General features: G+C 61.6%; 9 protein-coding genes. 8 read left to right on the top strand and 1 reads right to left on the bottom strand.

Annotation, left to right across the window (positions count from 1 at the left end; genetic code table 11):
* Position 1 precedes the first annotated feature (1 nt).
* The 8 genes from EXY20_RS26530 to EXY20_RS26495 all read left to right on the top strand — a co-directional run bounded on the left by EXY20_RS26530 (position 2) and on the right by EXY20_RS26495 (position 9,130).
* The gene (locus EXY20_RS26530; protein ID WP_135555157.1) at positions 2-895 is read left to right on the top strand and encodes a carbohydrate ABC transporter permease; all 894 of its coding nucleotides are present in this window, start codon (positions 2-4) and stop codon (positions 893-895) included.
* Positions 896-968: 73 nt separating this feature from the next.
* On the top strand, positions 969-1,826 hold the full coding sequence (locus tag EXY20_RS26525) for a carbohydrate ABC transporter permease (protein ID WP_135555227.1): 858 nt from the start codon (positions 969-971) through the stop codon (positions 1,824-1,826).
* Between the two features lie 7 nt (positions 1,827-1,833).
* Positions 1,834-3,330 (top strand): gluconolactonase, encoded by a 1,497-nt coding sequence (locus tag EXY20_RS26520; protein WP_135555156.1) that lies wholly within the window; start codon positions 1,834-1,836, stop codon positions 3,328-3,330.
* Positions 3,320-3,940 (top strand): Yip1 family protein, encoded by a 621-nt coding sequence (locus EXY20_RS26515; RefSeq protein ID WP_135555155.1) that lies wholly within the window; start codon positions 3,320-3,322, stop codon positions 3,938-3,940. The genes EXY20_RS26520 and EXY20_RS26515 overlap by 11 nt, the downstream gene beginning before the upstream one ends.
* A gap of 16 nt (positions 3,941-3,956) precedes the next feature.
* Positions 3,957-6,539: a DUF5696 domain-containing protein gene (locus EXY20_RS26510; protein ID WP_135555154.1), complete on the top strand. Its 2,583-nt coding sequence runs from the start codon at positions 3,957-3,959 to the stop codon at positions 6,537-6,539.
* A complete protein-coding gene (locus EXY20_RS26505; RefSeq protein WP_135555153.1) occupies positions 6,536-7,444 on the top strand; it encodes a carbohydrate ABC transporter permease in 909 nt (302 codons plus the stop codon). Before EXY20_RS26510 ends, EXY20_RS26505 begins: the two co-directional genes overlap by 4 nt.
* Before the next feature lie 19 nt (positions 7,445-7,463).
* Complete coding sequence (locus tag EXY20_RS26500; RefSeq protein ID WP_135555152.1) at positions 7,464-8,462, top strand: carbohydrate ABC transporter permease; 999 nt, start codon at positions 7,464-7,466, stop codon at positions 8,460-8,462.
* Positions 8,463-8,554: 92 nt separating this feature from the next.
* The gene (locus EXY20_RS26495) at positions 8,555-9,130 is read left to right on the top strand and encodes a hypothetical protein (protein ID WP_135555151.1); all 576 of its coding nucleotides are present in this window, start codon (positions 8,555-8,557) and stop codon (positions 9,128-9,130) included.
* A gap of 152 nt (positions 9,131-9,282) precedes the next feature.
* On the opposite strand, the gene EXY20_RS26490 is transcribed toward EXY20_RS26495, so the two are convergent.
* Positions 9,283-11,439, bottom strand: a complete 2,157-nt coding sequence (locus tag EXY20_RS26490) for an ABC transporter transmembrane domain-containing protein (RefSeq protein ID WP_135555150.1) — start codon at positions 11,437-11,439, stop codon at positions 9,283-9,285.
* Positions 11,440-11,655 lie beyond the last annotated feature (216 nt).

Genomic DNA, 11,655 nt, shown 5'->3' with positions numbered 1-11,655 from the left:
CATGCAACCTTGGATGGCGAGGGTCCGGCGGAACAAACACGCATATGCGCTGCTCGGCCCTTATTTCCTGCTGTTCTGCCTGTTCACCGTGCTGCCGGTGCTCATGTCGATCGCGATCAGCTTCACCTACTTCAACATGCTGCAGTTTCCGCGCTGGGTCGGCTGGCAAAATTACGCCCGCCTGTTCCTGGAAGACGACGTCTTTCTGATCGCCGTGAAAAATACGATTCTGTTCGTCGCCATCACCGGCCCGATCAGCTATATCGCCTGCTTCGTGTTCGCCTGGCTGATCAACGAGCTGTCGCCGAAGGTGCGCGCGTTCATGACGCTGGTCTTTTACGCCCCTTCTATTTCGGGCAATGTTTATTTCATCTGGCAAATGATTTTCAACGGCGATTCGTACGGCTATGCGAACAGCTTCCTGATGAAATTCGGCTTCATTTACGAACCGATCCTGTGGTTCAAAAATCCGCACTACACGCTGATGATCGTGATGCTCGTGCAGCTGTGGCTCAGTCTCGGCACCAGCTTCCTGGCCTTTATCGCCGGGCTGCAGACAGTCGACAGGACGCTGTTCGAGGCCGGCGCGGTCGACGGCATCAGCAACCGCTGGCAGGAGCTGTGGTACATTACGCTCCCGTCGATGCGGCCGCAGCTGATGTTCGGCGCGGTCATCCAGATCACGTCGTCGTTCGCCGTCGCCGACGTATCGATCAACCTTGCCGGTTTCCCGAGCGTGCAGTATTCGGCGCATACGATCGTCACGCATCTGATCGACTTCGGCACGATCCGCTACGAGATGGGCTACGCCTCGACGATCGCCACGGTATTGTTCCTGCTTATGATCGGCACGAACCTCGTCACGCAGTCGCTGCTGCGGCGGGTAGGAAGGTGAACGGATGCAAACGCAACTATCCCCACGCGGAAGAACGATAAGCCGGTCCCGCCGCTTCGCCGTGCGCTTCACGATGCGTTTCGGCGTCCGCAAGAAAGTGAACCGCTCGTTTGCCGGCACGCTGCTGCTGTTCGCGCTGCTCGGCTGTTTCGGCGCCTTCATGGCGCTGCCGCTCGTCTTCGCCATCAGCAACGCGTTCAAGCCGCTTGACGAGCTGTTCGTGTTTCCGCCGCAATTTTGGGTGCGCAACCCGACGTGGGCGAATTTTTCCGGGCTGTTCCAACTGATGTCCAACTCGTGGGTGCCCTTTTCGCGCTATATCTTCAATACGGTGTTCATCACGCTTGCGGGCACGGCCGGCCACGTCATTCTCGCTTCCGCCGCCGCGTTCCCGCTGGCCAAGATGAGTTTTCCCGGCGCCCGCTGGATGTTTGCGACGATCGTGCTGTCGCTGATGTTTTCGCCGCACGTCACCGCCATTTCCAACTACATGACGATGGCGTGGCTCGGCTGGCTCGACACGTACGCGTCGATCATCGTGCCGGCGTTTGCGTTCCCGCTCGGGCTGTATTTGATGAAGCAGTTCATGGAGCAAATTCCCGACGCGCTGCTCGAATCGGCCAAGATCGACGGCGCCAGCGAATACCGCATCTTCTGGACGATCGTCATGCCGCTCGTCAAGCCGGCCTGGCTGACGCTGACGATTCTGCTGTTCCAGCTGCTGTGGGGCACCGACGGCGGCACGTACATTTACAGCGAGCAGTTGAAAACGATGCATTACGCTCTCGGGCAAGTCGTCGCGGGCGGCATCGTGCGCACGGGCAACGCCGCCGCCGGCGCGGTGCTGATGATGAGCGTGCCGATCGTGCTGTTCCTCGTGTCGCAAAGCAGCATCATCCAGACGATGGCCACCTCGGGGCTGAAGGAGTGAAGAAGCCATGGTCTTGGCCCTTTGGAAAACGGGTTTGGCGCGCCGCTGGCGCCGCCGGCTGCTGCGGGTGACGGCAGTTGCCGTCGCCGCCGCGCTGTTCGGTTCGCCCGGAACGGCGGCTGCCGCGCCGTACGAAGGCTACCACTACTCCTACTGGGGCGAAGCGACGGGCGCGCCGCAAGCTTATTTGCCCGAACGCGCCGTATCGGGCGCGTCGCTCGGCATCGGCGCCTTCCGTTCGCCCGAAGACGTGGCGGTCACGGCCGACGGCAGCGTGTACGTGCTCGATTCCGGCAACGGCCGGATCGTTGTGCTCGACAGCCGGCTGCAGTTCGTCAACCAATTCGTCGGCTTCCGCAACGAAGGCAAGGACGATACCTTCGCGCACCCGGAAGGGCTGTTCGTGACGGAATCCGGCTCGATGCTCGTCGCCGATACGGGCAACGGCCGCATTGTCGAGCTGGCCGCCGACGGCTCGCTGCTGCACCTGTACGGCGCGCCGCAGTCCGACGTGCTGCGCGGCAATTTCAGTTACCACCCGCGCAAAATCGCGATGGACAAAGCGAAACGGTTGTACGTCATCGGCAAAGGGGTGATCGACGGGATTATGGAATTCGATGCGGACGGCGTCTTCCAGTCGTTTACGGGCACCAACCCGGTGCGGGTCAACTTCGCCGATTATATGTGGAAGCGCATCTCGACGACCGCCCAGCGCGAACAAATGACGCTGTTCGTGCCGCTCGAATTCAACAACTTGGACGTGGGCGAGGAAGGCTTCTTGTACACGACCACCTCGAAGATGCTGTCGACCGACAAGATCCAGAAGCTGAGCCCGAAAGGCGGCAACATTCTCAAAAAACAAGGCTTCTCCCCGCCGACCGGCGACAAGCAGCTTGCGATCGTCGACGGCAAGCTGATCGACTCGCTTTTCATCGACATCGACGTCGCTCCGGGCGGCACCTACAGCGCGCTCGATTCCGGCAAAGGCCGGGTGTTTACGTACAGCGACGAAGGCGATTTGCTGTATATTTTCGGCGGGCTCGGCAAGATGACCGGCACGTTCCAGTCGCCGGCCGCGCTCGAGCGGGTCGGCGACCGGCTGCTTGTGCTCGACCGCGGCACTGCGCAGCTTCACGTCTTTGCGCCGACGCTGTTCGGCAACGCGGTGAACCGGGCGATCGCGCTGCACGGCGAAGGCAAGGAGGACGAGGCCGCCCGGGCGTGGGAGCAGGTGCTGCGGCTCGACGCCAACTATGAAATCGCGTATACCGGCATCGGCAAGTCGCTGCTCCGCCAAGGGCGGAACAAGGAAGCGATGGCGTATTTCAAGCTCGGCTACAACCGCGAGTATTACTCCAAGGCGTATGCCCGCTACCGCAAAGACTATATGCGCGAACACTTCGACGCGTATATGACCGGATTGCTGCTTGCCGTATTGGCCGCGCTGGCCGCCGTTTTCGCCAGAAAATACCGGAGAAGGAGGTTGACCGATCATGCGGGCTGAGCATCTTGCGTTTCCGTTCCGTCTGCTCCTCCGCCCTTTCGCCGGCTACGACGACCTCAAGCATGAGCAGGCCGGCCGCCTGAGCGTGGCGCTCGGGCTGGTGCTGCTGCTCGTGCTCGTCGCCATTCTGAAGCGGCAGTACGCCGGCTTCCTGTTCAACTTCACCGACCCCAGGCAGCTGAACAGCTGGGACGAAATGAAGCTTATCGCGCTCCCGTTTCTCGTCTGGTGCGTCGCCAACTGGTCGCTGACGACGCTGATGGACGGCGAAGGCACGTTCCGCGAAATCGTCACGGCGACCGGCTATGCGGTAACGCCGCTGATCGTCGTGTACGCGCCGCAAATCGCGCTCAGCCATCTGCTGACGCTGCAGGAGGGCGCGTTTTATTACTTGCTGCAATCGCTTGCCGGCGCCTGGTTCGTCTGGCTGCTGTTCATCGGCACGATGACCGTTCACCAGTATTCGGTGACCAAAACGATCGTAACGATGGCGCTGACGCTGGTCGTGATCGGCATCATCATTTTTCTCGGCGTGTTGTTCTTCAGCTTGATCCAACAAATGATCGTGTTCGTGCAGAGCTTGTATCAGGAGTTGTCATTCCGCATGTGAAGGGGGGCCGTCTCAAGTGAAAAGACAACGCAACATGGCGGCGGCCGCTGCCCTGCTGCTGGCTGGCTGCGTCTTGTGCGCTTCGTGCGCGTCTCGCTCCGGCGGTGAGCCGGCGGCCGTTGCCGCTGGCGCTGCGGCGGCGACGGGCTCTGCTTCGGCAGTCGCGGCTTCGCCGACAGAGGGGAAACCGGCCGCTCGCGTGCAGGCGCTGGCGGCCGCCGCCCAAGCTCCCGCCGGCATGCTGCTGGCCGCGGAGAACGCCGAGCTCGCGCTGTTCTACAGCGCGGAAACGACGGCGGTCGCCGTGCTGGACAAACGCGGCGGCGGCCTCTGGACGTCGAATCCGGCGGACCGCGAGCGCGATCCCGCCGCCGACGCCTACGCCAAAGGCAAGCTCGGCTCGCAGCTGGCGCTTACATATTTTAACAAGCTCGGCCAGCCGGTGTCGCTCGACAACTTCAACGACAGCATCAAAGCCGGCCAGTTCACCGTGAGCAAAACCGAACGCGGCGTCAAATTCGTCTACACGATCGGCGATTTGACCAAGCTGGCCGCCCCGCAGCAAATCGACCGCGGCACGTTCGAGCGCGAGGTGCTGGCGAAAGCGAAGGACGAACAGCAGCGCAACGACCTGGAGCGGCGTTACCATCTGGACGAGAAGCTGGACGCTTACGTGCAGTGGGCCAACAACAACGCCAGCGTGCAGAAGCGGCTGCTGGAAATCTTCGCGGCCATCGGCGTGTCGCCCGAAGCGCTGGAAGCCGCCGGCAAAGGCGGCAAAAGCGCGGCGGAGGAAAAGCCGATCTTTACGGTGCCGCTCGAATACGAGCTGGAGGAAACCGGCCTGCTGGCCAAAGTGAGCATGGCCGAGCTGAAAAAGCCCGAATCGCTGCCGCTGCAAACGATCGCGGTGCTCGACTACTTCGGCGCTGCCGGCGCGGGCGAAGAAGGCTACATGTTCGTGCCCGACGGTTCGGGGGCGCTCATCCGCCTGAACAACGGCAAAACGAACGAGCAGCCGTACCTCGCCCCGGTTTACGGCGCCGATGAAGCCAAACGCGAGTACATTCGCAGCCAGAAGGCGGAGAAGGTGCGCCTGCCGGTATTCGGCATGAAGCTCGCGAACCGGGCGATGCTGGCGGTCATCGAGGATGGCGCGGCGATCGCTTCCATCGCCGCCGACGTTGGCGGCAGGCAGCACGGCTACAACCACGTCGGCGCAAGCTTCGAGGTGACGGCGCGCGACGAGCTGAGCGTCGACGCCAGCTACGCCAACCAGACGATGGCGTTGTACCAGCGCCCGATGCATCAGGGCGACCTGACGATCCGCTACTCGTTCCTGCGCGGCGACAACGCCGATTATGCGGGCATGGCCGCCGCGTACCGCGACTACTTGCGCGACAGAAACGCGCTTATCCGGCTCGAGCCGTCGAGCGAAACGCCGTTTTATCTCGACTTGCTGGGGGCGGTCAACAAGCGCCATACGTTCCTCGGCATCCCGTACGATTCGCTCGCTCCGCTGACCACGTTCGCGCAAGCCGGCACGATCGCAAACGACTTGCTGCAGCGCGGCGTCCGGCCAGTGAAGCTGCGGCTGAGCGCCTGGCAGAGCGACGGAATCCGCCAAGGCGGCGCCTCGCGGCTGAGCGCGGCAGACGTACTTGGCGGCAAAAAGCGGCTGCTGGACCTGGCGGACAATCTGCGCCGGTCGAATGTATCGCTCTACCCCGACATTGCGACGCAGCACGTCTACGACAACGGTTCCTTCAGCCCGCGTTCGGACGCGGCCCGCTTCCTCGACCGCAAGCCGGTCAAGCTGCTGCCGTTCAATCCGGCCACGCAGCGCCGCGACCGTGACGCCGCCGCGTACTACGCGCTGTCGCCCGCCAAGCTGGCGCGAACGACGGACGGCCTGATCGCCGCCTACCGTTCGTTCGGCCTGCAGGGGCTTTCGCTGCGCGACATGGGCGACACGCTGGCCGCCGACTATCGCGACGGCAGGCAGATCGACCGCGAGCAAGCGGCCGATCTGGTCGCCAAAGAAACGGAGCGGCTGCACGAAGCGTACGGCGACACGATGATCGCCGGCGGCAATGCTTACGCGCTCCCTTATGCGCGGCACCTCGTCCAGGCGCCGCTGACGAGCAGCCGGTTTGGCATCGAGGACGAACAGGTGCCGTTTTATCCGATGGTCGTGCACGGATATATCGATTATGCCGGCACGCCGGCCAACCTGGCGGACGACCAGAACGGCCGCGTTTATTTGCTGCACGCGCTCGAGTACGGGGCGAATCTGTCGTACGAGTGGACATACGCCCCCTCCGCCGCCGTAAAGGAGACCGAGCTGAACGGGTTGTTCGCGCTGCATTACGGCGACTGGATCGCGGAGGCCGCTTCCTTGTACGCCGAGCTGAACCGGGCCCAGGCCGGCGTGCGCCATCTGATTATGACCGGCCACGACAGGCTGGCCGACGGCGTATTCCGCACCCGCTACGAAAACGGCGCTTACGTCATCGTCAACTACAACGACCGGCCGGCGACGGTCGACGGCATTACCGTGGCGGCGCTCGGTTATGCGACAGGAGGTGGCGCGCGATGAAACGACGGATCCGCTGGACCTTGCCGCGGCAGCGCAGCGCCATGGGGCTGTTGTTTGTCGCGCCGTGGCTGCTCGGCTTCGCGCTGCTGTTCGCCGCGCCGATGCTGGAATCGCTGCGCTTCAGCCTGCACCAGCTTACGTTCACCGGCGACGGGCTGACGTTCGAGTACATCGGACTGGGCAATTTCCGCAAGGCGCTGTTCGAGAACGCCGAATACAACCGCACGCTGACGGAAGCGGTCACCGACATGCTGGTGAACGTGCCGCTCATCCTGCTGTTCAGCCTGTTCTCCGCCAGCCTGCTGAACCAGAAGTTCCGCGGCCGCGGCCTGGCGCGGGCCGTCTTCTTCCTGCCGGTCATTCTGGCGTCCGGCGTCGCCGCCGAAATGGCCCACGTCGATCTGATGGGCATGGTGATGGACAACGCTTCGCTTGAAACGGCCGGCGACGAAGGCAGCGCGCTGCTGCAGAGCTTCGAGCTGCGCGAGCTGCTGCTGCGCTCGGGCATGAACATTGTGCTCGTCGACTATTTGACCGGCGCGGTCGACCGCATTTACGAAATCGTCAGCGCCTCCGGCGTGCAGATGCTGATTTTCCTCGCCGGCCTGCAGTCGATTTCCCCCGCGCTGTACGAAGCTTCGCGCATCGAAGGCGCCACCGGCTACGAGGCGTTCTGGAAAATTACGTTTCCGATGGTAAGCCCGCTGATCGTGACGAATGTCGTCTATTCGGTCATCGACAATTTCACCAATAACCAAATGACGCTGTTGATCCGCAACACGGCGTTCAAATCGCTCGATTTTGGCCTCGGTTCGGCGATGTCTTGGCTTTATTTTCTGATCATCTCCTTGCTGCTGGTCATTCTGACCGCGCTGATCTCGCGCAAGGTGTTCTATTATGATTGACGGGAAGGAGGAACAAACGATGCCTTTCAAACACCTCATCGGCCGTCTTCCCCTGGACGGGTGGCGCCGGCTGAATCGCAGCGTCCTGCTGCACCGGGCGGTGCTGCTCGTCTGGTCGCTCTTCCGCGCCGTGCTCGTCATCGGCATCTCGTTTGTGATCGTTTACCCGCTGTTCGAGAAGCTGTCGATGATGTTCAAGCCGCAGGAAGACATTTACAACCTGAACGTCATCTGGATTCCGCAGCATCCGACGCTGCAGAACATCAAGGACGTGATGACGGTCATGCAGTACGGGAGCACGGTGTTTCACACGTTCCTCTTGTCCGGCTTGACGATGCTGCTGCTCACCGTAACGTGCGCGCTGGCCGGCTACGCGTTCGCCCGGCTGAAATTTCCCGGCTCGGGCCTGCTGTTCGCCTGCGTGATTTTTACGATCGTCGTGCCGCCGCAAACGGTTATGCTGCCGAACTACCTCAATTTCAAATCGTTTGATCCGCTCGGGCTGGCGACGCTCGTCTCCGGGGGCGGCTGGAATTTGATCGGCACGTACTGGCCGTTCGCGCTGTCGTCGGTGCTTGGCATGGGGCTGAAAGCGGGGTTGTATGTGTTCATCTTCCGCCAGTTTTTTCGCGGGATGCCGAAGGAGCTGGAGGAAGCGGCGCTGGTCGACGGCGCCGGCATGTTCGGGATTTTCGCGCGGATCATGATGCCGAACGCGATTCCCGCGACGATTACTGTCATGCTGTTCGCCTTCGTATGGCAGTGGAACGATATTTTCTACACGTCGATGTACATGTCGGGCGCCGATGTCATGTCGGTCAAACTGAGCACGCTGCCGGTGTACATGCAGAAGTACGCGTTCCCCGAAGAACTGTCGGCGGCGCAGCTCGACCCGTTCTACATGTCGATTCTGATGAATACCGGCCTGCTGCTGGCCGTGCTGCCGCTTATTGTGCTGTATGCGCTTGTGCAGAAGTATTTTGTCGAAAGCGTGGAGCGCACCGGCGTAGTCGGGTAACCCGGCCGGCGAGAGGATCGACGAAACGCTCTCTTCCCAGTCGCGCGGATTGCCGATACAATAGATAGCAGCATGTATCGGGGGATTTCGCGATGAAACGACAGGATCAACTGAGAGACTGGGATAAGGACCGGGATAAAGAGCGCGACCGCGGACTTTCCGGGGAGTCGACTTTCTACAACTATACGCTGGCCGGCCGGCAGCAATTTCCGCCTGTCGCGACGACCGCTTACGCTTTGCTGCTTCTGCTGTTCGCCGCCGTCGAAATCGCCGTGGCCGGCGGACGCGGCATCGGGTACGCGCTTCTCGGCGTGCCGATCGTCTGGGCGATGCACACCGCGCTGACGATGACGCTGCTGCGCACCACGCGCGACTCCTCGCGCGGCAGCTGGGCCTGGAAGCTCCGGCCGCTCTGCTGCGGCTTCTTGCCGGGCGGCTTCGCCGGCTTGCGCGCGCAGACGCGGCTGCACTTGCACCTGCTGGCGATCGGCATCGCCTGGGCGGGCATCGCCTATGTATGGATTCCGCTGCCGCTGTTCGCCGGCATCTTATGTATTCATGCCTGGGTGCTGCTGCCCCGGCTGTATGTGCTTTACCGCTTCCGCAGGCTGGGCAAGCCCGGCCTCGTGAAATGGCACGACGGAGGCGCGTCGCTGTATATTCCTTGATGCCGTCTCGAAGGCCGAGGTTCGCTGGCTGGACGCGTCGTCTGCTTGAGAATGGAAATAAGCCATTTTTCATGGCCTATTTCAGCGCCAAGGGTAACGAAGTAAATTTCAACGGGGTTCCGCGGGTTCCCCCGCTTTCCCCATTCGCCCGGCTATTCCCCCGACAAACGCTCGGAGAGCGACCGGTACAGCTTGACCTTGATGTCCTCGTACCGGTCCAGCAGCGGCAGCAGCTGGACCCGCGTCAGCGTCAGGAACGTGCTGTCCGCGAGCGCCGTAATGTCTGCGGTGCGCGGCACTTCGTTCAGCAGCGCGATTTCGCCGAAATGGTCGCCGTCCTGAAGCACGGCGATCCGCACCGTCTCCCCCGCTTCGTTGCGCCGGCTGACTTCCACTTTGCCGCGGACGATAATGTAAAACTTGTGCCCCGGTTCGCCCTGCCGGAATATGTGCTGTCCGCCGGCGACTTGTTCGGTCGCCAGCAAGCCCGCGATTTCGTCCAGCTGCTCCTCGTTCATATCGGAAAAAAACGCCATCTGTTTCAATCGTTCCGCCTCCACGATTACTTTGCCTTCCTGCGTGACACGAAATCCTTGCTGCTTGGCCCATAGCCGGGCGTAAGCGCCTTTGCGCTCCAGAAGCTGGTCGTGCGTGCCGCTTTCGACGACGGCGCCTTGCTGGATGAAATAAATCCGGTCGGCGTGAGCCACCGTTCGCAGCCGGTGCGAAACCGCAATGACGGTTCGCCCCGAACCGAACTTCGCCAACGTATGGTTCAGCTCGACCTCCGATTCCGGATCGAGCGCGGCGGCCACTTCGTCCAGCAGCATCAGCTCGTGCCGGCGCAGCATGGCGCGCGCAACGGCGATCCGGTTGCGCAAGCTGACCGACAAGTTCGCCCCGTCGTTCTCGATCATCGTGTCGTAGCCGTCCGCAAGCCGCAGGATCGCGTCGTGCACGTCCGCCGCGCGAGCCGCCGCGACCAGTTCCTCTTCGCTTGCGCCGGGATGAACGGCCAGCAAGTTGTCGCGGATCGTCGCCTGGAACAAGTACGGCTCCTGGAACACGACGCCGGTTTGCTGCAGCAGCGAGGATAGCGGCATGCTGCGCAAGTCGACGCCATCCATCCGGATGGAACCGCTCTGCGGATCGTAGAACCGCATCAGCAGCTGAAGCACCGTGCTTTTGCCGGACCCGCTCGGGCCAACAAGCGCCACATAGCGGCCGACGGGGATGGCGGCGCTCAGATCGCGAATAACGGGAGCGGCGTCCGAATAGCCGAACGTTACGCGATCGAAAGTAATTTCCCGTTCGTAGGAAGGAGCTTGCGCCGCCGCTTCCCGCTCCTCCAGATCGGGACGAATGTCCAGCACCTCGTTCACGCGCCGCATGCTGACTTCGCCTTCGTTGATGTCGGGAACGACTTCGATCAGCGTAATGACCGCAATAGCCAGCGTATCGAAAACCGAGTAGAAAGCGATCAGATCCCCTACCGTCATGCCGCCCTGAAACGTAAAATAACCGCCTACGCCGAGGACGATGGCATTGAGCACGGAAAGCACCATAATCGGCAGCCGCTCGAGGTTCGAATTGATGAAGTTCTTTTTCAAGCCGAGCGCGAACCAGGTTTGCATCATTTTCCGAAACCGGTCCTTCATCGCATCCTGCAATTGAAAGCCGCGAATGAGCTTGAACGCTTTGATTTCTTCGTCCATGCGATTGGAGAACGTTTCGACGACGCCGATGTAATCTTCGTTGTATCGCTGGGCGCGGCGGCGCAGCAGCCGCTGCGGAACAAACATCAGGGCGATGCCGACGCAGGCGATCAGCGCAAGCTTCCACTCGAGCGTAAACAGCAGCAGGCTGCCGACCACAATGCTCAAGGCGGACAGGATGCCGCTCGAGAACGTCCGCATCAGCGCATGCTCCACGGCGGGAATATCGATCGTGAACCGGGCCACGATATCGCCGATGCGGTAACGGGAGTAGAAGCGGGCGGACAGCCGCTGCGTCTGCTCGTACACTTCGCTGCGCAGCCCGATCAGAATCGTTTCGTTCAGCTTCGACATCGCGTAGTCGCCGCCGACGCCGACGATCAGGTTCAAGATGCCGCCGATCAGCAGCGCCAGCAGAAGCGCAAAAAAGACGGTGAGGTTGCGCGGCGCAATCGCGTCGTCGATCAAATATTTGATGCAAAGGGATGTAAAATATTCGAAGCTCAGCTCGAACAGCAAGGCAAGGAAAAAAAGGGCGAGCCATTTTTTGTGCGGGATCAAAAAGCGGAAGACGGAGCGAAACAAATACGCCATTTTCGGTTGGCCACGCTTTCCCGGCTGATCAGACGCATTCGCGACGAAATACCTCTGTCGATAGTCCTATGCTTTATCTTAGAGCCCGGGGAGACAAGCGGTCAATACGGAGGCGGCGATTGGCACAAAATAATTCCAGCCGGTGGGGGCTTTTGCTGCAAAACCCGAAAAAAAGCCCCCCTCCCGGCCGCACGGACGGTCAAGAGGGGCAGCCGC

This window comes from Paenibacillus cymbidii, assembly GCF_004764705.1.
GTDB classification, from domain to species: domain Bacteria; phylum Bacillota; class Bacilli; order Paenibacillales; family NBRC-103111; genus Paenibacillus_AN; species Paenibacillus_AN cymbidii.
The sequence above is the reverse complement of the archived record's forward strand: the minus strand, read 5'-3'. Positions and strand labels throughout refer to the sequence as shown.

What these genes read in the sequence shown, in the direction of transcription:
- EXY20_RS26530 (WP_135555157.1), top strand. Translation starts at nt 2, where the DNA reads ATGCAACCTTGGATGGCGAGGGTCCGGCGGAACAAACACGCATATGCG.
- EXY20_RS26495 (WP_135555151.1), top strand. Translation starts at nt 8,555, where the DNA reads ATGAAACGACAGGATCAACTGAGAGACTGGGATAAGGACCGGGATAAA.
- EXY20_RS26505 (WP_135555153.1), top strand. Translation starts at nt 6,536, where the DNA reads ATGAAACGACGGATCCGCTGGACCTTGCCGCGGCAGCGCAGCGCCATG.
- EXY20_RS26515 (WP_135555155.1), top strand. Translation starts at nt 3,320, where the DNA reads ATGCGGGCTGAGCATCTTGCGTTTCCGTTCCGTCTGCTCCTCCGCCCT.
- EXY20_RS26520 (WP_135555156.1), top strand. Translation starts at nt 1,834, where the DNA reads ATGGTCTTGGCCCTTTGGAAAACGGGTTTGGCGCGCCGCTGGCGCCGC.
- EXY20_RS26500 (WP_135555152.1), top strand. Translation starts at nt 7,464, where the DNA reads ATGCCTTTCAAACACCTCATCGGCCGTCTTCCCCTGGACGGGTGGCGC.
- EXY20_RS26525 (WP_135555227.1), top strand. Translation starts at nt 969, where the DNA reads ATGCGTTTCGGCGTCCGCAAGAAAGTGAACCGCTCGTTTGCCGGCACG.
- EXY20_RS26490 (WP_135555150.1), bottom strand. Translation starts at nt 11,439, where the DNA reads ATGGCGTATTTGTTTCGCTCCGTCTTCCGCTTTTTGATCCCGCACAAA.